This is a genomic window from Neobacillus vireti, from assembly GCF_001026695.1.
GTDB lineage: Bacteria > Bacillota > Bacilli > Bacillales > Cytobacillaceae > Neobacillus > Neobacillus vireti.
Genome location: NZ_LDNB01000007.1, coordinates 152,113 through 176,345, shown reverse-complemented (window position 1 = coordinate 176,345; position 24,233 = coordinate 152,113). Strand labels below are relative to the sequence as shown.

At 38.6% G+C, this 24,233-nt stretch carries 17 protein-coding genes; 4 read left to right on the top strand and 13 right to left on the bottom strand.

The window, feature by feature from the left end:
- Nucleotides 1–27: 27 nt before the first annotated feature.
- From AA980_RS07980 to AA980_RS25735, 4 genes are all read right to left on the bottom strand, one after another.
- Entirely contained in the window at nucleotides 28–1,089 is a 1,062-nt protein-coding gene (locus AA980_RS07980; RefSeq protein ID WP_024027431.1) for a glycosyltransferase family 4 protein, read from the bottom strand.
- A gap of 258 nt (nucleotides 1,090–1,347) precedes the next feature.
- Entirely contained in the window at nucleotides 1,348–2,454 is a 1,107-nt protein-coding gene (locus tag AA980_RS07975) for a glycosyltransferase (protein WP_235815123.1), read from the bottom strand.
- 329 nt (nucleotides 2,455–2,783) lie between these two features.
- A complete protein-coding gene (gene galE, locus AA980_RS07970) occupies nucleotides 2,784–3,809 on the bottom strand; it encodes a UDP-glucose 4-epimerase GalE (RefSeq protein WP_024027429.1) in 1,026 nt (341 codons plus the stop codon).
- Between the two features lie 169 nt (nucleotides 3,810–3,978).
- Nucleotides 3,979–5,175, bottom strand: a complete 1,197-nt coding sequence (locus tag AA980_RS25735; protein WP_024027428.1) for an N-acetylmuramoyl-L-alanine amidase — start codon at nucleotides 5,173–5,175, stop codon at nucleotides 3,979–3,981.
- Nucleotides 5,176–5,362: 187 nt separating this feature from the next.
- Between AA980_RS25735 and AA980_RS07955 the strand changes: the two genes are divergently transcribed.
- On the top strand, nucleotides 5,363–6,619 hold the full coding sequence (locus AA980_RS07955; RefSeq protein WP_024027427.1) for a glycosyltransferase: 1,257 nt from the start codon (nucleotides 5,363–5,365) through the stop codon (nucleotides 6,617–6,619).
- Between the two features lie 189 nt (nucleotides 6,620–6,808).
- Here AA980_RS07955 and AA980_RS07950 read toward each other — a convergent pair whose 3' ends face one another.
- From AA980_RS07950 to AA980_RS07935, 4 genes are all read right to left on the bottom strand, one after another.
- A complete protein-coding gene (locus tag AA980_RS07950; RefSeq protein ID WP_024027493.1) occupies nucleotides 6,809–7,903 on the bottom strand; it encodes a glycosyltransferase family 4 protein in 1,095 nt (364 codons plus the stop codon).
- Nucleotides 7,904–7,938: 35 nt separating this feature from the next.
- The gene (gene galU, locus AA980_RS07945) at nucleotides 7,939–8,817 is read right to left on the bottom strand and encodes a UTP--glucose-1-phosphate uridylyltransferase GalU (RefSeq protein ID WP_024027492.1); all 879 of its coding nucleotides are present in this window, start codon (nucleotides 8,815–8,817) and stop codon (nucleotides 7,939–7,941) included.
- Between the two features lie 160 nt (nucleotides 8,818–8,977).
- The gene (locus tag AA980_RS07940; protein ID WP_024027491.1) at nucleotides 8,978–10,423 is read right to left on the bottom strand and encodes an O-antigen ligase family protein; all 1,446 of its coding nucleotides are present in this window, start codon (nucleotides 10,421–10,423) and stop codon (nucleotides 8,978–8,980) included.
- 238 nt (nucleotides 10,424–10,661) lie between these two features.
- Nucleotides 10,662–12,755, bottom strand: coding sequence for an LTA synthase family protein (locus AA980_RS07935; protein ID WP_024027490.1), 2,094 nt, complete (start codon nucleotides 12,753–12,755; stop codon nucleotides 10,662–10,664).
- Nucleotides 12,756–13,044: 289 nt separating this feature from the next.
- Between AA980_RS07935 and AA980_RS07930 the strand changes: the two genes are divergently transcribed.
- Nucleotides 13,045–13,815: a LicD family protein gene (locus AA980_RS07930; RefSeq protein ID WP_024027489.1), complete on the top strand. Its 771-nt coding sequence runs from the start codon at nucleotides 13,045–13,047 to the stop codon at nucleotides 13,813–13,815.
- Between the two features lie 51 nt (nucleotides 13,816–13,866).
- Nucleotides 13,867–15,327 (top strand): oligosaccharide flippase family protein, encoded by a 1,461-nt coding sequence (locus AA980_RS07925; RefSeq protein WP_024027488.1) that lies wholly within the window; start codon nucleotides 13,867–13,869, stop codon nucleotides 15,325–15,327.
- A gap of 46 nt (nucleotides 15,328–15,373) precedes the next feature.
- On the opposite strand, the gene AA980_RS25730 is transcribed toward AA980_RS07925, so the two are convergent.
- From AA980_RS25730 to AA980_RS28135, 5 genes are all read right to left on the bottom strand, one after another.
- A complete protein-coding gene (locus tag AA980_RS25730) occupies nucleotides 15,374–17,419 on the bottom strand; it encodes a metallophosphoesterase (protein WP_024027487.1) in 2,046 nt (681 codons plus the stop codon).
- A gap of 183 nt (nucleotides 17,420–17,602) precedes the next feature.
- Complete coding sequence (locus AA980_RS07915) at nucleotides 17,603–18,310, bottom strand: WecB/TagA/CpsF family glycosyltransferase (RefSeq protein ID WP_024027486.1); 708 nt, start codon at nucleotides 18,308–18,310, stop codon at nucleotides 17,603–17,605.
- A gap of 82 nt (nucleotides 18,311–18,392) precedes the next feature.
- Nucleotides 18,393–19,670 (bottom strand): nucleotide sugar dehydrogenase, encoded by a 1,278-nt coding sequence (locus tag AA980_RS07910; RefSeq protein WP_152681109.1) that lies wholly within the window; start codon nucleotides 19,668–19,670, stop codon nucleotides 18,393–18,395.
- A 321-nt stretch (nucleotides 19,671–19,991) separates the two neighbouring features.
- A complete protein-coding gene (locus AA980_RS28140) occupies nucleotides 19,992–20,798 on the bottom strand; it encodes a C40 family peptidase (RefSeq protein ID WP_024027484.1) in 807 nt (268 codons plus the stop codon).
- 360 nt (nucleotides 20,799–21,158) lie between these two features.
- A complete protein-coding gene (locus AA980_RS28135; protein WP_024027483.1) occupies nucleotides 21,159–22,721 on the bottom strand; it encodes a glucosaminidase domain-containing protein in 1,563 nt (520 codons plus the stop codon).
- A 216-nt stretch (nucleotides 22,722–22,937) separates the two neighbouring features.
- Between AA980_RS28135 and AA980_RS07895 the strand changes: the two genes are divergently transcribed.
- The gene (locus AA980_RS07895; protein WP_024027482.1) at nucleotides 22,938–23,852 is read left to right on the top strand and encodes a nuclease-related domain-containing protein; all 915 of its coding nucleotides are present in this window, start codon (nucleotides 22,938–22,940) and stop codon (nucleotides 23,850–23,852) included.
- The last annotated feature ends 381 nt before the right edge of the window (nucleotides 23,853–24,233 follow it).

The following is a 24,233-nucleotide window of genomic DNA, read 5'->3' as shown; positions in this document are numbered from 1 at the left end:
ACCACCTCAGGTCAGGCTCTTCCATATTCATCTATTCCGTTCTGAAGTGACGAGTAGAACGCGCATCATTTTGAGTAATGGCCGATAATTTTTTCCAGCAAGGCCAATCATTTCGGCAAACAGTTCAATCATGATCAAAAGAATCACAATGAAGAAAAAACCGCCGAGAAGCTTTGCTTGTGAAAAGATGATGGCCGCAAGTCCAAAGAAGGCTGCCATCGCATAAATCATTAAGACTGTCTGGCGATGGGTAAAGCCTATTCTGAGCAGGCAGTGATGCAAATGTGATTTATCCGGCGCCGATAATGGCTTTTTATTAATAATTCGGCGAATGATCGCAAAGAAGGTGTCAGAAATCGGCACACCAAGAATAATAATAGGGACGATAAAAGAAATCAGGGTGACGTTTTTAAAGCCCAGAAGCGATAATACCGAAATCATATAGCCCAAGAATAAGGCACCTGTATCCCCCATAAAGATTTTTGCCGGATGGAAATTGTAAATTAAGAATCCAAGTGTACTTGCCAGTACAATCGAGGCTACGGCTGTTACATAGCCATCTCCCATAATAATGGCCATCCCAGAAATGGTAATCAAGGCGATGGAAGATACTCCTGCAGCTAGGCCGTCCAAGCCGTCAATCAAATTAATCGCATTAGTGATACCGACAATCCAAATAATCGTCATTGGAATACTAAAATAACCAAATTCAATGTGCCCTCCGAATGGCAGGTTAATAAATTGAACATGTACTCCGCCCCAAATGACCACAATGGCGGCGGCAGCTATTTGGGCGATAAGTTTAACTTTCGCTGAAAGCTCGATTATATCATCTAGTATTCCCGTAATGACAATGATAATACTTCCAATAATAATCGATAGAGCATAAGGATCTTCTGGTCGAAGCACCAGCATACCGATAATGAAGCTTAGGTAAATTGCAAGTCCGCCAAGGCGCGGCATAATTTTCTGATGAACTTTTCGGTGATTTGGTTTATCTGTTGCCCCAATTTTGAAAGCTAGTTTTTTAACTAATGGTGTAAGCAGGATTGAACTGATAAAGCATATAATCAGGGTGATGTAGATCATTATGATCCTCCTCGAAACTATTTGCCTATTTAAACAACTTGCAAACAAGCATAATGAAGTAACTTTATATATACTTAAAAATTAGTTATCTATTTAATAACCATTTGTAAACTTTGTAAACTAACGTACCATGTTGGATTATAACACAGCTAGCCTCTATTTAAAATAGATATTATAAGTCAATCAAGTTACTAAATATTTCATATATTGCATAATTACTAATTTAATAGAAGAAAATCGATAAAAAGGGCATCTTTTTCAGCCCTTTTGCTTTTGTAATTGATAGAGGTTGATTACTTTATCTGTCATAATATTTTGGTCATTTTCCTTCGCCATTTCTAAGCCTTTGCGAATTAGGTTTTGTTTCAGCTCTTCAGACTCTAAGACGGTTTGAAGGGCGTTTTTCAGCTCAGCGGGATTTTTTGCTTCAACAAGCATCCCGTTCTCTTGTTGGAGTAGGTACTTTAATCCGCCTACATTCGAGCCAACCACCGGCGTCCCGCACGCCATTGCTTCTAAGGCGACCAGACCAAACCCCTCAAGATGGGAAGGAAGCACAAATACTTCCGCAGCAGCCATCCATAAAGCAACTTCCGCTTGCTGTTTCGTCCCCAGAAAATGAACACTTTCTTTTAATCCTGTTTCCGCTATCATGGTTTCAAGTTTTCGAAAATAGCCTTGGTCCTTATTCGATCCAATTATGTACAATTCATAATCAGGCTGATCCTTCTTAAGTACTGCGAAGGCTTCAACCAGGTCATTAAGACCCTTTTGCTCAATAATATTGCCAACAAACAACAGCGGCGTTTTATTTTGCGGAATCTCAAGGCGCAAGCGAGCCGCTGACTTATCCACTACTTTAAATACATCCAGATTAACACCCATATTAATGAGGGAAAGCTTGTCGCGCGAGACCCCAAATTCTATTTCTAGTGTCGTGTATAATTCCTGGCCAACAGCAATGATGTGATCAGCTTCTGCTAAAATGGTTTTGGTCATATTAAATATACGACCGCTTTTTTTCGCCATTTTGTCAATATCGCCGCCATGGGCCGTAACAATAAACCTAGCTCCAAAAAACTTTTTGTACCATTTTGCCAGCCAGCCGCTCGGAAATACATAATGTGCGTGGACAACTGATGTTCTGCTTCCTTTAAAAAGTAAATGGACTAGAAATCCGAATGCCCACTTTCCATATTTCTTAAGCAAATTCAGTTTACCTTTATTTGGGTTATCAATCGCAATTACATCAACGGCTAAACCTTTATTTCTTAGTGCTTCTACTTGATTTTGCACAAAGATGCCAAAGCTTTTATGTTCGTTCGTCGGATACATATTTGAGATGACTGTTACTTTATTCTTCATATTTTCTCCTACTGCTTTAATATAAATGTCAATCATTCATCCTAATATATCATGAAATTTGACGAAAAACAGCATGGAAAGGTTACAAAACGCAGAATTTCTACCAAAATTTACTGCTTCCTGCAATGATTTAAACGGATTTGCCGTATATGGAGAATATTGAGATTTGGTGAATTCGATATAGAAAACTCGCCGATTGGCGGTTCATGAGGCATAGTTGCACATATGCCTGATAAGTAAGTTATACCTCCTTATCGGTCAAAAAAGGAGACTCTTTAGAAATCCGAAAATTAGCGAATTTTTATGAGTCTCCTTTTGATTATGCAAATTTAAACTTTATTGTTAATTTCATAGCCATTCGGATTCATTTCCTGCCATTTCCATGAGTCCAGACACATTTCTTCAATTCCTCTTTGGGCCACCCAGCCTAGCAAGGTTTTGGCCTTTTTAGAGTCTGCGTAGCAAACTGCTATATCTCCGGGCCTTCTTTCAACAATCTTATAAGGAATTTCTACACCGGCGGCCTTTTCAAAGGCTTTAACAAGCTCTAAGACACTATAGCCATCACCCGTTCCTAGATTATAAGCCTCTACTCCACTAGTTGATATTACCCGCTCCAGTGCCTTTAAATGCCCATGCGCAAGGTCAACGACATGGATGTAATCTCTTACACCAGTCCCGTCAACGGTTGGATAATCATTGCCAAACACTTGCAGCTCTTTTAATTTTCCAACGGCTACTTGAGTGATATAGGGCATTAAATTATTGGGAATATCGTTTGGATCCTCGCCAATCTTTCCGCTCGCGTGTGCTCCGATTGGATTAAAGTAACGCAATAAGGCAATGCTCCAACTATTATCGGCAATATATAAATCCTTTAATATTTCTTCAATCATTAATTTTGTCCGGCCGTAAGGATTTGTTGCACTCAGTGAGAAATCTTCTGAAATCGGAACTCGTTCAGGCATGCCGTAAACCGTTGCCGAAGAACTAAACACTAGGTTTTTTACAGCAAACTTGGTCATGACTTCACAGAGTATGAGGGTTCCTGAAATATTATTATGATAATAATGGAGGGGGATAGATACCGATTCCCCTACCGCCTTTAACCCGGCAAAATGGATTACAGCGTCGATTTGGTTGGCCGAAAATACGTCTTCGAGACCCTCACGATCAAGCAAATCCATTTCATAAAACAGGAAGTCTTTACCCGTTATCTCTTTTACTCTAGCTAATGATTCAGGCTTACTATTAGAGAAATTATCGATAACAATTATTTCTTTGCCTCCATTTAACAGTTCGACACATGTATGACTGCCAATATAACCAGCTCCGCCCGTCACTAATATAGCCATGACTTATTCCCCCCTCATATCCTTAAATTAATTAACCAATTTAAGTGGTTTTCCTATTTATGTTTCAATGTGTCCGCCGAAAGCCATGATGATAAATTATACCATGAAATTTGATGAATAAACACAGCATAAAAGGTACATTGCCGTTGTTGAAAGCAAAACAAGCCTATCACCTTATGGTAAAGGGTTCCTCGCTTTTATTATTGATTGAATCCATTGCTGTTTCTTTATTTACAGTTTTATTAGCTTCCTCGTCAGTTGGCGGGGGCTGTGAATCTTCCGCTTGTGCTTCAATCAATGCTCCATCCTTATCAAAGCTATATTGCTTCCCTTCAATAGTTTGTGAGCCTGTTACCATCTCTCCGTTGGTGTCTAGATAGTACTTCTTACCCTTATCCTGAATCCAGCCGGTTTGCATCACTCCATCACTATTAAGGTAATACCATTTGTTATCCACCTTGACCCAGCCGATTTGCATAGCGCCATTGCTTTGAAGGTAATACCATCTTCCTTTCACTTTGATCCAGCCGGTTTGCATCGCCCCATCATTATTAAGGTAATACCATTTGCTATCAACCTTTATCCAGCCTGTCTGCATAGCTCCATCATCATTCAGATAATACCATGTTCCTTTCACCATGACCCAGCCGGTTTGCATCGCTCCATTACGATTAAGGAAATACCATTTTCCTTTCACTTTGACCCAGCCTGTCTGCATAGCTCCATCATCATTCAGATAATACCATATCCCTTTCACTTTGACCCAGCCGGTCTTCATAATCCCATTGGCATCAAGATAATACCATTTCCCCTCATCTTTAATCCAACCTGTTTGATTGATGCCATTCTGATAAAAGAACTTCTGTTCATTCTTTTGCACCCATCCCTCATTGCTGCTCTGGCACCGTTTAATGAAGCCATCCCAGCGAGGCAGTAAATTTCGGGGGCAGTTCTTACCCGTCCAATGCTTATGAGGCACAATATAATCAATCGATATTTTAAATCGGCTCATTAAATATTGGACGACTTCGATAGTATTGGAAACCGTCTTCTCGTAATCTCCATCTGCATTCACACACATTTCGATATGAATTGACGTTCGATTTCCCGGTCCATTTCGCCCATCGCCAGCAGCCCAAGCCACCTCATCAAACGGGATTGACTGGATAACTTCGTGGTCATCGATTTGCAAATGCCAGGAGGCTGTACGGTCATTGCCGCGCTGCTGTAGCCTCGCATGTGCCGCAGCATTCGCGCTAGCGGCGGTATTATCGGTTTCATGGATTGTAATGTATTTTGGCGTCAATGCTAGGCCCGGCCGAGTGCTCGTGTTGGAAACAGGAATGAGTCGTTGAATAATATTCATGGCTAATCCTCTCCTTTATATATTATTTATGCAAAAAGGGAGCATTTGGTCAGGGCTTAGGCTTAATTCAGGACTTTCTTCATGCTATTTCAAAGAAAGAGGCAAAACAACAACTAAATTCAACTGAATTTTAAATCCCTATGGAATAAGGTATAATGGAACCACTATCATATAAAGGGGCAAGAACATGTCAGTTAAACATTTATTTCGGAAGGGTGTTAAAGCCATAAAGCAAAATGGCTTGCAAAACACCTTTCAAAAAACGCAAAGAAGACTACTCACTAAAATGGGTGTTAATCGAATCTTCAAACAGGAAAACGTTCAGCTAAACGATGTTTACCAACAAATAATCGATCTTTATAAACATAAAGAAATTACCGGATTCGTTATTTTAACATCTGGCCGTGAATTTGAAGAATTGTATAACCAACGGACGATCAACCTGGCAAAATACTTAGCTGAACAGGGGTTTGCCGTCCTCTTTGTCGCTTGGCAATGGGACGATCAGGAAAAGCTGCAAAAGAGCTACCAAAAGGTTTACAAGAATATCTTCCAGGTTCCGGTTTACGACTTCACGTACCATCTCGAAAAATTGGCGATGCTTGATGAGATCAGTAATAAAACGTATATCACGACCTTCCCTGCCAAGCTATTTTATGGAAGCACAGACCAACTTAAAAGATCTGGTTATAAAATTGTTTATGACATCATGGATGAATGGGAAGAATTCTATAAAACAGGAGATGCATCATGGTACAATCGTGGCATCGAAGAGTCATTTGTGCGATTAGCCAATCTTGTTACCGTGGTTTCCCAGCCATTAAAAGATAAATTTTCTGTTATTAGAAATGACATTGATGTGATTGGCAATGGGTATAATCCAGTCTTGTCCGGTAAAGGGAATATCTCTTTACGCCAGGAACTGCCAGATGGAAAAATTCATATCGGTTACTTTGGACACCTCACACCTTCATGGTTTGATTGGGATCTCATTTTTGCCTTAGCAAAAAATGAGCAGTTCTATTTCCACTTTATCGGTCATGGCGCGCCAGAAGAAATTTTAGCGAAGATAGAATCACTTCCCAACTGTAAGTTTTATGGGAAGGTACATCCAAGTGAGCTTCAAACTTTTGTTGAAAAATGGCATATCGGGATTATACCTTTTAAGCCAAGTAAACTATCAGATGCAGTAGACCCGATTAAAATATATGAATACTTATATTTTGGATTACCGACCGTTTCAACTGGAATTCCTCATATCGGAACATATCCTTTAGTTACACACTGCCAAAGTGAATTAGAAGTAAAGGAAACGATTTTAAAGGATTATCAGCAATTGCTTGATTCACAGCTGCAATACAAGGATTTAGAAGCCTTTTTGGAGAAAACAACATGGGATGAGCGTTTCGCGGAACTAGTAAAAAGACTGAATTCTATCCAATGATAAGGCTGTGTTAGAGAACATTGTTGATTTTGAACACAATGTTGATTGGAGAGGAAGGTGCGAGACTCCTGCGGGAGCAGCGGGACAGGTGAGACCCCGCAGGCGCTTGATTCGCCGAGGAGGCTCANATCAACATTCAAACAAAGCAAATAAAAAAGAGCGGCACTGTCTAACAGTTGCCGCTCTTCCTTAATTAATCAGGGATTTATATAATTGTTTGTAAGCAGAAATCATAATTTGGTTACTGAACTTTTCAGTAAAGTCTTGCTGGGCCTGATGCTCGATGGCAAGACGCTTTTCTGGATGATCAATTAATGTCGTCACCCGATCAACAAATGCTTGAACATCCTTTTTTTCAACAAGAAAGCCGTTAACATTGTCCTGAATCACTTCCGCTGTATTTCCAACGTCCGTTACGACGACTGCTTTCCCGTAGGCCATTGCTTCTAGGAGCGTAAGCGGCGCACCCTCCCATAGGGAGGTCATTGCAAAAATGTCGATAACCTTAAACAATTCATTTACTTTGGAAACATGGCCGATAAATCTTATATTCTCAACACCCTCGGCAATACTTCGTAAGGATTGGCTATATTCTTGCGAACCTTCTCCTGGTATTAAAAAGACAAGCTGATCATATTTTTGATTTAACATCTTCGCAGCTTCAATGAAGTATTCTAACCCCTTTTGAACATCAATTCGTGAGAGCGTACTAATAACGAACGAGTTCTCGGGCAGCCCAAGTTCTCTTTTCAACTCTTCCTTCGGCCGTTCTGTCGGTGACACTCTTTCTGAATCAATTGAATTTCTTATGACAACCGCTTTCTTCTTATTCATGACTTTAAAATTAGCGAAATTGAAATTTTCAACCGTTTTTGAAACGGACACAATCGAGTCCACGAGATTAAGGTAAAAGCTATACTTCAATCTCCCCCATGGGTTTTCGAAAAAATGATAGGTGTTATGGGTTGTTTCGATTACTTTCACACCTGCTAGTTTGGCCGCAAGTATTCCCTCAAAGGAAAAATGGACTTGAACGAGATCAAATTGTCCTTCCTTTATATAGTTTTTCAACTTATTGATTCTAGGGATATTCTTTGGTTCATTGATTTCATTGCAGATAAAGCCATTTTCTTTAAGACGGTCAGCAACAACACCGCCTTTAAAGCAGGCTACACTTGCTTCAAACTCCTGATCATTCGTATTTTTGACAAGATTGTAGATAACCTCTTCTAAACCGCCTTTATCAAGCGAATCACATACATGAAGTACCTTTGTTTTTTTCATTAAAAATTACCTCTTTACTATATTTACACCATAACTTATAAATTATTTTCCTTTAACTTTTGCGCCATAAAATCAAGTAATCCATCTCTAAGTTCTTTTTTTTGCAAGGCAAACTCGATAGTTGTTTCAATAAAACCAAGCTTTTCTCCGACATCATACCGTTTGCCCTCAAATTCATAGGCAAACACGCGCTGAATTTCGTTTAGCTTCTGAATCGCATCCGTCAGCTGTATTTCCCCGCCGGCACCAATTTCTTGTTTATCAAGAAACATGAAAATTTCCGGCGTCAAGATGTACCTGCCAATGATTGCAAGATTCGATGGCGCTGTTCCTGGGCTTGGTTTTTCTACAAATTGGCGCACCTGGTATCTTCTCTTATCTTGTTCCAATGGATCAATGACACCGTAGCGATGTGTTTCTGTTTCGGCTACCTGCATAACCCCAATTACTGAGGAAAGAGTATGTTCATATTCATTAATCAGCTGGCGCAAACATGGCGTTTCTGCTTGGACAATATCATCACCCAAAAGAACAGCAAAGGGTTCATCACCAATGAAATTTCTTGCGCACCAGACAGCATGCCCAAGACCCCTTGGCTCCTTTTGACGGATGTAATGAATATCAACTAGATTCGATGAGGCTTGAACTTTTTCTAGGAGCTCAAACTTTTCCTTTTCAAATAATGTCTGTTCCAGTTCAAAAGCATGATCAAAATGATCTTCAATCGACCTTTTCCCTTTTCCAGTAACAATAATAATATCTTCAATCCCCGATTCTATTGCTTCTTCAACTATGTATTGGATTGTAGGTTTATCGACGATAGGAAGCATTTCTTTCGGCATTGCTTTAGTTGCCGGTAAGAATCGAGTACCAAGACCCGCTGCAGGAATAATTGCTTTTCTAACTTTTTTCATCTCGAAATCCCCTCTTTATTTTTTATATTTTGTAAATTAATTTTCTAAGCAGAATTTATGACCTTACTTTCATTATTCCACAAGAGGAAAATTATGACAAGAATCCCCCAAAAATACAAACGACCTTTCCCAAAAGGTTGGAAAAGGTCCTTTTCATAAATTATACATTTTCTTTCTTATTAAGATATCTAAAGGCATATCCGAGAATGATAAAGTAGTACATCGTAAAGGCATCATTTTCAAGGATATTATAGACTGCCCCGCTTACTACTGCAGCAATAATAAAATAGATAATAATGGGCGAAAATTCATAATCCTTTCTCAGATCCCAAGTTATTTTCATAAGGAAAAAGACAAAGGCGGCTAGAAGAAGGATTCCGATAACGCCTGTTTCCGCAATAACCTGTGTATATTGGTTATCAGAATAAAAATTTCCAATTATCCCATATTGTTTATAAATTGGTGATGAATAAATTAGGGTTGCAGCTCCCCCAAATGTTCCAAATCCATACCCCATTAATGGTCGATCCTTTAAAACTTCCAACGATTTTTTAAAATAGTATACTCTTCCGTCTGCATTACTCAGCGCACGATTTTCAGCAGAAAAGGCACCAGAGAATCGGTCAATACCGCTGCCATTATCATATTCTTCCCCATCTCCCGTTTCAGTTCCTCCCTCAATTGCATGAGATTGATTGGTTTCAACGTAATTAGTGACTTTTCCAACACCAAAAAATAATAGGGTTGCTGAAATTCCGATAATCACCAATGGAATCAAAAACTTAATTCTTTTCGAAACCACCATATATACGGGTAAAAAGACGATGACTGCTAAAAGTGCTCCTCGAGAATAGGTCAGCAGAAAAGCCGTTGCAATCAGAATGAGGCTGGTAAAGATCAATACCTTTCCCTTACCTTTATGTGTATTTAACAAATAAAATCCGATAAAGAATGCAATTAATAGAAGCATTCCAAACTCATTAGGTCCGCCCATTAACCCATAAATGCGTTGTTTATTAGTATAGGATAGCACCATTTCCTGCCAACTTCCAGGAAGAAACAACGTTCGAAGCGAAATTTTCTCCACAAACCCTTGAAGAGACAGGAATACAGCAAAGACTAAAGTAGTGTAACTAAATTCCTTTATATCTTCGGAAGAAACCTTCATTCTCTTTACAATATAAAAGAGCAAATAAAAAAGTCCAAATGCCCGCAGCTGAATGATAATGGATTTAAGTGGCACTTCAGTAATCAATGCAGATATTGCCCCAACCAGCAAAAAGGCAAAGAACGCATATTCAAATGGATGAAAACGGACTAACTCGCGAATATTCTTCCTGTTATTATAAAAGGTTTTCAGTAATAGAAGTAAGATAATCATATCTCCTATCACCCTAAACCCTGAATTATATTCCGATAAAAACGGGCGAATAGGGATAAAGATGATTAAGAATAATATTCCAACTTTTTCATCGTAGAAAACAAACAATGCCAATATTAATGAAATCCCAATACCAACCATTGCATGATGAATGAACAAACCGGCAATAACCAAAACAATTCCGGTTATAAGCAGATATAACCTTTGATTAGTAAAACCTAGCATATTTATATACCTCTTAGTTATGAATTTTTGTATAAGCTAATTTTTATAGGGGGGTATTCTTTACAATAGGATGAACTTCCAATCCTATATTCGGAAACTGATTACAGGATATTTTTCATTTTATTAGTATACCAAGCTAAGAGGCATAAATCTAATAAAATTTGCCTCTTTTGTATTTTGTATTATTTTGGCACTAAAAAACCTAGATATTTCAGAAATCCCTAGGTTTTTTAGAGGATTATTTTTCAACAACAAATGTATTACTTTGCGATAGAATCTTTTCATTCGAATCCATCACCTTAACGATAATATCCAATCGTTCTTTCTTATCCGGAAGCGGCACCCGTATTTCCTTTTCATCGCCGGATACTTTCTTTATATATTGACCATTCACATATACATAGCTTCGACCTGTAAAATACTCCCCTTTTATCACTAGAATCTTATTCCCATCGTTACTCTCTATCAAAGCGTTTGTAATTTTTGGATCCTTATAACCTAAGCGATAATCGGGATTAGGCTGGATTTTCGTTTTATCTTTGATTCCATACATTTTTCCAAAAAGCAAATCATATTGCAGCAGCTTAATATCGGAAATTACACTTTCAGGAATATTTTCCTTAGCAATAAAATCTGGTCTAGTAATTTCTTTTAAACCACCTTCTTGATACTTATTCAACAAATAATTAGTTAAATCATTGCCCTGAACCCCAATTCGGTCTAATAGGACCGATGGCAGCACGGAGGCACCAATTTGCAGGTCTTCATTTTTACCGGAAAAATTATCCCAAACGAGCAGCGGAGTTGAGTACATTTTTTTATGTTCCTCAAACTCACCCGTTTCTTGGTAAAAGCCGGCCTCGCGATAAACCTTATAATCCGTACCCAACAAAGGCAAGTGATCGCCGAAAAATACAACGACGGTTTTCTTGTTCGTGTTCTTTAATTCGGAAATAAGTCTTTCAAGCTGTTTGTCAATTTCAGTAAGGTTATCAGAATAAACCTCAAGTATATTCTTAGCTTCAGGAGAAAATTCCTTACCTTTAGTTGTTAATTCAACTTCGATGTTCGAATATGGCTTTTTTCCCGCTGCTGGATATGGCCCATGATTTTGTGTTGTAACAGCAAAAATAAAATTAGACTTATTTCCCTTATTTATCTTTCGCATAATTTCGTCTGTAATGGTTTTATCATGGATAAAGTTCATGTCCGGGACAGGATTTGGTATATACTCTAAACTTACAAAGCGATCAAATCCAAGATTTTCATAAACAAAGGACCGCTGGTAGAACCAATGGTGAAAGGTATGGATGGCGGTCGATTCATAGCCATTTTGGCGAAAAATATTAGGCAGTGCTGAAATTGGTTTTGTAACATAATTTAAATAAGGTACGGAACCGGCCGGTAAGAATTGGGTTGATACACCTGTTAAAGCTTCAAATTCAGTGTTGGCTGTTGACCCCCCAAATACCGGTACAGAAAGCATTCCCCCTGATTGTTCTTTCTGCAATTGGTGGAAATATGGTAAAGGATCCTTATTGAATTTAACATTTGTTAGTAAGGTAGGATCCCAAAAGGCTTCACTCATAATGACAACGACATTTGGTTTCTCCTCATCAGGGTACGATGGCGATTTTGTTTTCTTATTAATCTCTTCAATTGTCTGTTTTGAATAATTCTTCGGTGTGTCTATCGTTAATAAATCCATATTTTGGAGAAAACCTGCGATAACTCCATCTTGGGCAGTCGTATCCTTCTGATTCCACACAAGCTTTGAAATATGAAGATTTTTCTTTAGAAAGGTCGACTCCTGCTTGGCTTCCACGTGATAAACCCCGACAAAGAAAAGTAAGGAAATAACAGCTAGAGAAATTTGCAGCCCATTTCTTTTTTTCTGATTTGGCACTTTAATTACTATAAATATGAGCAGGGCAACTATGGCTGCCGTTCCGACAAGCAACCATGTCAGCAGGCTGCTCGAAAAGAAGTCAATCATATTGGTTGCCTCTGAGCCAAGAAGGAGATCAGGCGGCAACACAGGCTCTCCACGGATTTCTAGTTTTATCCTACTCGCAACTGCAAGGATGATAAAAGGAACTGTCAGAATAAATGTAAAAACAATATATAATTTTCGCCGAAAGACTCTTAAGACACTAAACAGTAAAAATAAAATTATAAAATTATAGGTAAAAGGCTTAGTACGGCCTTTTATCCATAAGTAAGAATCGTGAAAACTTCCACGGTATATCCATTCCACTACCAAAATAACCAGGTAGACATATAAGCCTGTTATGGCAAAAGAAATCAATGAATCTTTAATTTTCCCTTTCATAGCTTACTCCCCTTAATTTTCCATTAAACATTTTGTTAGATAGACTATTTTAGTAATTAGCAATATTACCCTATATGATAGAATACAGCATTACTAACCTTCAGTAAATGTAAATATACTTGAAAAAATGTTGTTTTTTTCTATTTTAGTGTGCAGACTTTCCTATATTATCCTTGGTAATTTAGCTGGAAATCGGGGGTTACCTGTTGATTTGCTAGCCTTATATGTGTAAAATTTAGTGTTAGTATTGAATACTTTACCCGATTGAAAAAGCAGGAGGGAAACGAATTTGAAGGTTGAAAGTGAACAAAAGAGTCCTTTAAGACAGGCTCAAAATACAATGGTAGAAATGTTGTTAGCCGTTGATCAAATTTGTAAAACAGAGAATATATCATACTGGATAACGGATGGAACACTACTTGGTTCTGAGCGGCATAAAGGATTTATTCCTTGGGATGATGATGCCGATATCGGTATGCTGCGTGAAGATTATACGAGGTTTAAACAAATCGTAGAAGCAAAACTGCCCAAAAAGTTTACAATAGAAACGGAAACAGTTCATACACACGGGAAACACAATTGGTTAAAGATTTTATATCTTGATGATTTTGATTGGATTGATTGGCACGGTATTAAACGGAGAGGCATTTCAATTGATATTTTTCCATATGATTACGTCACTGAAAAAGGTAAAAAGACGGTTACGGAAAAATTAGTCAATCGAATTGCCAGCATTAAATATCCTGCAGAGGCAAAAAATATCAAAAACAAACTGAGAAGAATGATCTATAAGCTGGAGCTTCATAATATTTATTCTCGGTTTAGGACAAAGTCTAATTATGTAACTTACGGGATTGAAACACCTTATTACGGATGGGCCTATTATCATATTAATGATATTTTCCCACTAAATGAAGGCATTTTTGAAGATCACTGGTTTAAAGCTCCGGGCAAGCCGAGCCATTATTTAACGACCAGTTATGGGGAAGATTATATGGAACTTCCCGAGGAAAGCAAACGCCAAAGCCACATGACTGACCTAAAAATGGTAGAAAAATAAACAAGTGCATGTTGATTGGACTCTTCATGAAGAAAGGCAAACTGGTGTCTTATGCAAAAATCATCTCTCATTAAAAATGTTATCTACAAAGTATTATTAAATGTATTTAATATTGTCATCCCTATATTAGTAGGCCCTTATGTATATCGCAAACTTGGACCTGATTCTATCGGAATGGTACAACGATCCGAAACCATTTTTAATTACTTTTTCATTTTTGCTGTATTTGGGGTCTATCAATACGGACTAAGAGAAATGAGCCGAATTAAGGATGATCAGACAAAGGTTAACCAATTCTTTACAAGTATGTTAACGATCAGTATGGGGACAAGTGTCCTTTCCTTAGTGGCTTTCTTACTATTCTCTTTTTGGGGGTATGGAAATCAAGCTCTTTTTCCAATCTTGATGATTTATGCTGTCAACTTAATCGGAAATATCTTTTATGTTGAATGGGTAAATGAAGCGAGTGAAAAGTATAATTTTATTACGATTAAGACTATCTTAATAAAGATGGTCTATCTATCGTTATTATTTACGCTCGTAAAAAGCTCCCATGATTATAAGCAATATGCCATCTTGTTAATTCTCACGACTTTCCTAAATAATATTGTCAGCTTTATTTATATTAAAAGAAAAATTAAACTAGATTTTTCTAATATAACTATCAAAAGGCATATTAAACCGCTATTATTAGTCGTTGCTTTTTCTAATGCAAATATTCTTTATGTTCAATTGGACCGTTTCATGTTAGGTGAGTTTATTAATAATAAGTCTGTCTCCTTCTATGTTATGGCTCAGCAAATCATGGGAATTATTAATACATTAATGCTTAGTATTATTCAAGTGACGATTCCGCGCTTATCCTATTTATCTGGGTCAGCGGATGAGGGCTCTTATCTTAAATTGTTAAATAATATTTCTAAAGTGTATTTTGCTTTTTTGTTCCCTGCCTCTATCGGACTTTTGGTTACTTCTGATGCGGGAATTCTGTTATACGGGGGACATAAATATGCCAGTGCCCAAACTACACTTGCCATCTTTGCCATCTATATGATTTCGTTAGGAATTGAATCGATTTTATCCAATCAAGTAATTTATGTTAAGCGAAGAGAAAATGTTCTTGTGAAATTAGTCTTTATTAGCGGAATTCTTAACTTATTTTTCAATACAGCATTAATTCAGTTGAAATGGTTTTCACCATCAACTGCGATTCTTACCACTGCTATTTCCAATTATATACTAGTAATAATGGAGTATATTTTTATTCGCAAATATTTAAAAGTCGACTACTCAATATTTACTTTTTCCAAAACTAAATATTTGTTGTACTCGTTATTATTTATCCCGATTTCGTTGCTATTACGACTATTTATCACACACTACATTCCCTTGTTTATCGTAACGGTAATCGTTTGTTTGTCTGTTTATGTAGCAATTCTATTTTTTACAAAAGACGAGATCCTTACCTTGTTTATCAATAAGATAAAAGGACGCTTTGGAAAATTAGCATAAATGTATGAAAGAGGGGTGTCCAGAATTTTTGGACACCCCTCTTTTGTTATTTTTTCCAAATACCATCGTTACCAATAAGATAGCCTTGAATCGTAGTATTCTTTGCCATTGAACCATCGCCTAACAGAAAATACCACTTGCCATTTTCATTTAACCAGCCGGTTTTCATGGCTCCACTTGATTGCAGATAATACCATTTATTCCCCAAAAGAATCCACCCGGTTTTCATGACTCCACTGTTATCAAGGTAGTACCACGCGCTGCCTGATTTCAACCAGCCGGTTTTCATGGCTCCACTGTTATCAAGGTAGTACCACGCGCTGCCTGATTTCAACCAGCCAGTTTCCATTGCTCCGCTGCCGTCAAGGTAGTACCACTTTCCGCTTGTCATAATCCAGCCGACCTTCATCGCACCATTGTTGTCCAAATAGTACCATTTTCCATTTGATAGAATCCAACCCGTTTTCATCACTCCGCTGCTGTCAAAGAAGTACCAACTATTATTGTCAAAGCGCTGCCATCCGGTTGCCTTTCCATTTAATTTCAAGTAATACCAATTTCCACGGTCAAGCACCCAGCCGCTTTGCGCACTACCATCCGAACTAAAGTAGTAGAGTACTCCATCAATTTCCTTCCAGCCAATTTCCATTGCCCCATTATCATTTAAATAATATTTCTTTATACCACTTTCATACCAGCCGGTGTGCATGAACCCATCCTTAAGGAATAGGTACCACTGACCATCAATTTTCTGCCAGCCTGTGGCTCTGACACCGTCGCTAAAGAATGTCCATTTTCCTTCTTCCAATTTCCACCCATATAATTTCGGTGTCTTGAAGGAAGCACTTAAACTGGTATCAGAGATATTTTTCCACGCATCAACTGCGAAGATTTCAAGATTGTACGCCGTTTCTGGAGTTACATTGGCGATTTCCACGGAAATTCTTTTTTTCGGAGGACTACTTTCCCAAAATGGCATATTTTTCGTATAAATCACTTTACCATTATTTTCAATGACATATTGATCGATTAATGTATCATCAAGTGCTGCGTCCCAAGAAAGAGTGACCTTATCCCCATTGATATTTTTATCAACTGTAGCTGTTGATCCTGGCAGGAAATATGGATTTTGCTCATCTCCATAAGTCTTTTCAAATGGGGTTTTTACAGTAAATGTTTGAATCAATGTATTATTGGTAAATTCTCTTGCATCTATTTCTACCCTATCTTGATAAACATTCACCAGCAGTCCTTGTGATAACATTGAAGAACCGGAATCAGAATAGGTATAAGCAACAGACCCAGTATTTACCATTGTAAAACCATCCTGATAAATGGTTCGCGGATGATTCAGCAAGTAATGGGAGTGTCCTGAAAACAGAATTACTTGTGGATATTGTTTTAGGATGTCCGAAAGCCTGCTATCACTAAGGCCCGCTCCCCAATCCTCACTGCCATACACAGTATTATCTATGGCTTGGTGTAAAAAGACAAAGATCGGCTTGGCAGGGTCCGCATTCCCCATTAAGGTTTTTTCCAACCAACTATATTGCTCATCTGTAATATTTGCATGATCATGGTCATCATTGCTTGGAAACCCTTCTCCTCCAAGAGCGATAAAGTGATATCCTTCAATCCATTTATCATAATAGATATTGGAGTCTAGACCTGGCATTCCTGTTTTCTCTACAAATCTCTTCATATAAAAATATGGATCCCATTCTTTATTAGAAAATACACCTTCAAAGTACTCATGGTTTCCCATAGTGATTACTTTCTCGGCTCCCTTATTGATATTTGCATTTAAAATCATATTAAAACGATCGTATTCCTGTTCTGATCCATTATTTGTGAGATCCCCGACCATCGCAATCGCTTGATAATTTGGGGCTATCGTCCGAAAATCGAGGAGGGCTCTGGTAAATCTCTCCTTTTGCAATTCGTCTCCAATATGAATATCACTTATAACCGGGAATTGAAGCACGGGATTATCCAATTGTTCGCTTGATCCTGCAGCTTCAGCGATGTGCAGTGGCTTCATCCAGCCTATTAACATCATTAATGACATTAAAGCAACTAATCTATATTTCAAAAGTCTCTCTCCAATTCTACTATATTTTAATTCATAGAGGATTTTACCTCATTTTCCAAGAAAATACTAGACAGTTTTCTATTGAATTTACAAATTATAGCCAAGCATAATACTGAGGAAAAAAGAGACCCACACCATTTTCATGATGTGGGTCTCTTTTTTCGCTATGAATTTTAGTAAAGCCTATTTCTTCAACGTCCTTAGCAGGAATTTCGGCAAAATTAACTGCCGTTTCCAGCGCCATGGTTCTTTGACTAAACGGTAGAACCACTCTAATCCAAGCTTTTGAAAAACCTCTGGGGCACGTTTCAGATTACCGGAAATCACATCATACGAACCGCCTACCCCTTGAAAAACACAAGGAGTCACCTGATTCATATGATTGACAATCCAATATTCCTGAGCCGGACTTCCTAACGCAACAAAGATGATCTCCGGCTGGTGCTGATTAATCGTATCAACGATTACCTGTTCATCTTTTTCATAACCATGTAAGGTCCCGACAATTTGGATACCTGGGAATTGCTTTTCAAGCTCCGCCTTCGCCGCATCGGCAACACCTGGCTTGCCACCATACAAAAAGATTCGTTTCCCTTGCTCAGCTCCTGTTTGGCAAAGCTTGAGCATCATATCAATTCCGGTTACACGGCTTTTCACCCGGCCGCCCTTTAGTTTCGAGGCTAAAATAACCCCAATTCCATCAGGTATCTGGTAATCGGCACGGTTTAAGAGTGTTCTAAGTTCCGTATCCTCTTGGGCCTTCATGATTTTCTCCGGATTGATAGCGACAATAAATGATTTCTTCTTATTTTCGATATCCTGCATTAATAATGAGGCGAGCTGATCGTAATCATAATCACAAACATCAACGCCGAGAAAGTTTTCTTTCATAATGTACCACCTGGTTTTGATTTGGGCATCTTACCTAAACCTTACTGCGGCAAAGTGTGGTTGCCGCAGTTGGATGCAAAATTTATATATTTTTGGAATCCCCTAACACACGCAGGTCAAAGCCTGCTTTGAGCCAAGCATCACGCGGGAGGCAATTTTTTGTATCGAATACAATTTTTGAACGAACGAGATTGGCCATCTGTTTTGGATCGAGAATCTTAAATTCATCGTGCTCGGTTAAAATGAGGATGATATCCGCATTTTTTAATGTTTCTTCGAGCTCCAATGATTGCTGTGGTAATTTCGCTTCATGAATATGCGGATCAAAAGCCGTTAGCTCAAGATTCAGCTCATTTAAATGATGAACGACCTCAACGGATGGACTTTCCCGCATATCGTCAATGTTCGCTTTAAACGATAAGCCTAAAACAGCCACTTTTGGATTTTTAATTTGATGCTGATTGGCAATCTCTTTAACCTGATTCGCCACATAAAGCGGCATTGAATCATTCGTTTGCCGCGCCAGGTGAATGATTTTTGCATTTTGCGGATCCTGCTCAACCAGGAACCATGGATCGACCGCAATACAATGGCCTCCCACGCCGGGACCTGGAAGGTGAATATTGACGCGTGGGTGATGATTGGCAAGCTTAATGGCCTCCCAAACGTTGACGCCAAGATTTGCACTGACACGTGCCAGCTCATTAGCGAAGGCAATGTTTACATCACGGAATGTATTCTCAATCACCTTAACCATTTCAGCGGTTGTCGCATCGGTTAGGAAAATTTCCCCTTTCACAAAAGCACGATATAGGTCTCGGGTTTTTTCTGAGGATTTCTCATTAATACCGCCGACAATCCGGCTGTTATTGACAAGCTCTTCAAAAACTCGGCCTGGAATAACTCGTTCAGGTGAGTGGGAGACAAGCAACTCTGTCCCGATTTCAAGTCCACTTTCTTCTAGAATCGGCATCATCACATCCTCAACTGTTCGCGGTGGAACGGTCGATTCAAGAATGACGAGGTTGCCCTTTTCAATATAAGGAACAATCGACTTGGTGGCTGCTTCCACATATTTCATATCAGCCGTTTTATCAGGTTTGATTGGTGATGGAACTGCGATAATAAAGACATCCGCTTTTTCCGGAGTTGTTGAAACGGTAAGATTGCCGCTGTCAATTGCCGCATTAAGGCGCTCTTGCAATCCGTTTTCTTCTATATGAAGCTGTTTATGCTGAATTTTCTCGACGGCCGCCGCATTTACGTCTACCCCATGCACATGCAAGCCATTATTGGCAAACATAACGGATGTTGGTAAACCGATATAACCGAGACCAACGACACATATTTTATTCATCAAGTAACTTCCTTTCCAACCATTCTTTAAATAACTATAATCTTATATGATACCTTGACGATTGTTCTACCCATCAGTACGTATGACGATTAAATTTTACATCTAATTGTAACAAAAATCATGATTAAAAGAAACTATCAGCCACAAACGATGTCGAACTTTACTCTTTTGTTCAATTGTTCGCTTAATATTTGTTATTTATGTTTTTTTCACAAAACTCATATGTCATTCCAAGCTATTATTTTATTCTTAGCAGGAATATATGGTTAATAATAAAAGCGAAACCGTTTAGACTAGTTTCGCTTTTTATTCATTATCATGTTGTTATTTAATCCAAACTCCATCACTGCCGATTACATATCCATCAATGGTTGTATCTTTGGCCATTGAACCATCGGAATTAAGGAAATACCACTGGCTGCCGGAATACAGCCAGTCTGTAGTCATTGCACCACTTGCGCCTAAGTGATACCATTGATTCTTCCAAAATAACCAGCCTGTTTTCATGGCACCATTTGAATTTAAGTAATACCATGTACCGCCACTTTTTATCCAGTCGATTTGCATTACACCATTAGAATTCATGTAATACCATGTATTACCATCTTTTTGCCAACCTGTTTTCATTGCGCCCGCGTTATAGTAATACCATTTTCCTCCAGATAAAACCCAGCCGGTTTTGCCATTGTCGATTCGTTTTGAACCGATATAGGTACTTGTATAATAAGATTCCGATAAAGAACTAATTTTCACTCCGTTACTAGAAGCATGGACAAACTTTTCGCCGCCTAAGGAAATGCCGACATGTGAAGCTCCAGCTTTATATGTACTGAAGAAAACTAGGTCACCTTTCGTTAAATTACCTTTTGAGACAGCTTGGCCTTTCGTGTATTGATCTGCGGCAGTCCGTGGCAAGGTAAATCCAGCTTGCTTGTATGTATAGCTTGTAAATCCAGAGCAATCAAACCCGCTCGGCGACGATCCACCCCATTCATATGGTACCCCTATATAATCAAGAGCTATGTCTGCAACCTTATCTCCAACAGATGCCGCTTCTGTTTTTTGTCCGCCGATTAATCCGCTCAAGAGTAAAGAACATGATAGTAAACCACTTATGACTAACTTCTTCATGATAACCTCCTTGTATCTTTTTCTCTCTCTCTATTTGTTAATTCAAGTATCTCATAAAAGTTACTAGAGTTAATTTACAGTTCGGTATAAATATTATTACAGGAATGTTTCAAAAACTGACCTTTTTCGACTTTTTTTCGTATTTTTCAGAAAAATAGCAAAAAAAGAGGCAAAATGGCCTTTCGATTTTATGACTATGAAACTATTGAGTTTTGGGCCAGCTGCTTTTTCATGTCGAATGATGTCAAATATCATGTAAGTTGGCCTGTTACCTTATGACTATTTTTTTTGTGAAAATAAAACGGAACCAGCCTCCGATGAGGTGGTTCCGTTTTATCCTTTATAGGGCGCCTATTTATCCTAGAGCATCGCGCCGTCTTTACCTAAACGGTATTTGCCAATCGTAGTGTTGGCTGCCATATGGCCATCGCTGTATAGGTAATACCACTTCTTGCCAACTAATACCCAGCCGGTTTGCATCGCTCCACTGTTGTTCATGTAATACCACTTGCCGCCAGTAGAAACCCAGCCCGTTTTCATCGCGCCGCTAGAGTCAAGAAAATACCACTTGCCGCCGGTGGAAAGCCAGCCAGTTTGCATTGCACCTGATGAATTTAGGTAATACCATTTGCCGCCTGTTTGCAGCCAGCCGGTTTGCATCGCCCCTGATGAATTAAGGTAATACCATTTGCCGCCCGTTTGCAGCCAGCCTGTTTGCATGACGCCTGATTGGTTGAGGAAATACCACTTACCGCCAGTTTGCACCCAGCCTTTAGCAAGCGACCAGTCGCTATTGAAATAATACCACTTGCCGTCTAAGCTTTTCCAACCGTTACTGGCGGCGAATGAGCTAAATTCATTAGCAATTTGCGCAATTTTACTTGCCCACGCTTCGTCGGTTGAGTATTGATGGTAGCTGGAATTAAACCGCATGTTGTCGAGTGTCGGCTGCTCGTAAGGGTCGAGAGCATTCTCCATAAACGTATTCCTATTAACAAACATTTGATTGATAAAAATCGCTCCGGCAACAATTCCGCTGCTTTTTGTAGAATAATCATAGGCATCTGTCAGTGGTCGAAGATCATTTGCATTGATACCATAGTAATTGTATTTATTTGCAACAATCCCCGAAGTACCCCAGCGTGTCTCTAAGCCTGAATGTGCAACAAGGTAAATCGCATTTAACCCATCAGTTTTGTTTTGAGCCTCAATGTAGGAAGAACCCATTCCAGTCATTAATGTATCGGTCCATTTTGTTTTATAGTTAATAAACTGGTTAATGGCATTTGCGGTTACACTCGCTTTTGTGTTTAATGGAGTGAATATGGAAATATTGTTTGTTGTCGTTCCTTCTTTTCCAAATTCATAAGGGATGACATTGCTGCCGCCATTTATGGTCATATACCTTTCATTTTCAAGGTACCAGTTGTAAATCCAACCTTGTTTCTTGGGTTCATCTACTGTTTCTATCTTGTAATATTTTGTATCAGGAGATACCTCAAGAACATATACCTTAGTGTGGTCTCCTATGGAACCTGTAATTGGTTTTGATCCATCTGCTTCGGCTCGTAAATTTCTTTCCTTTTTCACTAGCCAGGTTTGATTTTTGATATCGCTGTTCAAGTAGGCTCTGTGAACCCATCCTTCCCGCCCATCTTCCATCCGGATTTTTACGGCATAATCTTTTTCGCTGAGGATGGTCACCTTGTCGTTATAAGATAATTCCGCATAACGCTTATAAGTTGGTTTCAAATGAATTTGATAGTCTGAAAGTTCCTCGAAACTCCGATAGACCGGCAGTTTGATAGACGTTACTTTCATATTTTTCTGCTCAGCGGCCTCTGCCTTGGTTAATCCTGCGCCATAAAAAACCCCTAGTAATAAAGCAAACATTAGCAAACTACGAATCACTCTATTTTTCAAATTACTGCTCCTCTCGTTTTTAGCATTCTATTAATTAGATTATCATAAATTCCAGCCATTTCCACGTATTTTTATTTGGAAAAGGACTTAAAGCCTTTTGTCCGGTATTGTTGGCATAAATGTCAATAATTGTCCATATCGTCACTCGTTTTCAATACGACTTTTTTGTAAAATGAAGGTGGTTGATGCTATTTCAAATCAGAGAGGATGTGTATTATGGCTTATAAACCACGATCAGAGCGGGAAGAATTAACGATTTTTAGAATCTTGAACAGGAGTATGAATTTGTCTGAAGAAGACCAATGGACCTATTTCAGACTTAATAAGGGATTCGAAGGGGAATTGATGTTTGATTCCTTAACGGAACAGATTAAGAGCGAATGTTTAATTCTAAATGATTTACTCCTTGAGTTAAACAATTCGAAATTCCAAATTGACACTTGTATTATTCAAGACATTATATATCTATTTGATGTTAAAAATTTTGAAGGTGATTATTGTTATGAAAAAGGCGATTTCACGTCAATGAAAACTAGTAAATTAATGCAGAATCCACTTGACCAATTAAACCGCTGCGAAACTTTATTCCGCCAATTGCTTCAAAAATATGGTTATAAGCTCACCAGCGAAGCTCGGGTAGTGTTTATTAACCCCGATTTTACCCTTTATCAAGCACCAAAAGATAAACCTATCATTTATCCAACACAGTTAAATACCCTAATGAAAAAATTAAATACATGGACGGGAAAAATTAATGGGAAACATAAAAAGCTCGCAGACCATTTAATTTCGTTACATCAGGTAGAATCTCCTTATTCCAGGGTTCCCCCTTATAAATATGAAGGGCTGCGAAAAGGCCTAACCTCTTCTTGTTGCAACTCATTTTCGATTTCTGTTAATGGACGGAAGCTTGTTTGTGATGATTGTGGCAGTGTGGAAGAGATTGATGCTGCTGTGCTGCGAAGAGTGAAGGAGTTGAAGCTACTTTTTCCGGATCGGAAGATAACTACTAATGGGGTTTGGGAGTGGTGCGGGGGAGTTATTTCCAAAAAGACTATCAAGCGAATTTTAAAGAATAACTTTATTACTATGGGAAAGAAAAAATACACCTATTTTGTTGATTTAAAGTAAAACCAGACCATTAATCTTTTTTCATTTCATAGTGCCTAAGAACAATCCTTTTTTACCGCCAAGCTGGCACTATGAATCTCCTTTTGTAAATAAAGAGGGGGGGTTTCCTTCACTATTGGATTTTCCATTGCTTTAATGAACCGTTACTGTCTCGATTACTGTTCTAAGGGCTTTATGAACCGTTCTTATTGACCGCTTTGATCTTTTTTCCTCTGGCGCGGGCTTTATGAACCTCTCTTATTGACCGCTTTAACCTTTTTTCCTCCCGCGTGGGCTTTATGAAACGTTCTTATTGACCGCTTTGACCTTTTTTCCTCTGACGCGGGCTTTATGAACCTCTCTTATTGACCGCTTTGATCTTTTTTCCTCTGGCGCGGGCTT

Coding starts and splice junctions, on each gene's coding strand:
- AA980_RS07975 (WP_235815123.1), bottom strand. CDS start 2,454: ATGAAGAATAAAGTAACAGTCATCTCAAATATGTATCCGACGAACGAA.
- galE (WP_024027429.1), bottom strand. CDS start 3,809: ATGGCTATATTAGTGACGGGCGGAGCTGGTTATATTGGCAGTCATACA.
- AA980_RS07895 (WP_024027482.1), top strand. CDS start 22,938: ATGGCTTATAAACCACGATCAGAGCGGGAAGAATTAACGATTTTTAGA.
- AA980_RS28140 (WP_024027484.1), bottom strand. CDS start 20,798: ATGAAGAAGTTAGTCATAAGTGGTTTACTATCATGTTCTTTACTCTTG.
- AA980_RS07925 (WP_024027488.1), top strand. CDS start 13,867: ATGCAAAAATCATCTCTCATTAAAAATGTTATCTACAAAGTATTATTA.
- AA980_RS07955 (WP_024027427.1), top strand. CDS start 5,363: ATGTCAGTTAAACATTTATTTCGGAAGGGTGTTAAAGCCATAAAGCAA.
- AA980_RS07980 (WP_024027431.1), bottom strand. CDS start 1,089: ATGATCTACATCACCCTGATTATATGCTTTATCAGTTCAATCCTGCTT.
- AA980_RS07950 (WP_024027493.1), bottom strand. CDS start 7,903: ATGAAAAAAACAAAGGTACTTCATGTATGTGATTCGCTTGATAAAGGC.
- AA980_RS07935 (WP_024027490.1), bottom strand. CDS start 12,755: ATGAAAGGGAAAATTAAAGATTCATTGATTTCTTTTGCCATAACAGGC.
- AA980_RS07915 (WP_024027486.1), bottom strand. CDS start 18,310: ATGAAAGAAAACTTTCTCGGCGTTGATGTTTGTGATTATGATTACGAT.
- AA980_RS07940 (WP_024027491.1), bottom strand. CDS start 10,423: ATGCTAGGTTTTACTAATCAAAGGTTATATCTGCTTATAACCGGAATT.
- galU (WP_024027492.1), bottom strand. CDS start 8,817: ATGAAAAAAGTTAGAAAAGCAATTATTCCTGCAGCGGGTCTTGGTACT.
- AA980_RS25735 (WP_024027428.1), bottom strand. CDS start 5,175: ATGAATATTATTCAACGACTCATTCCTGTTTCCAACACGAGCACTCGG.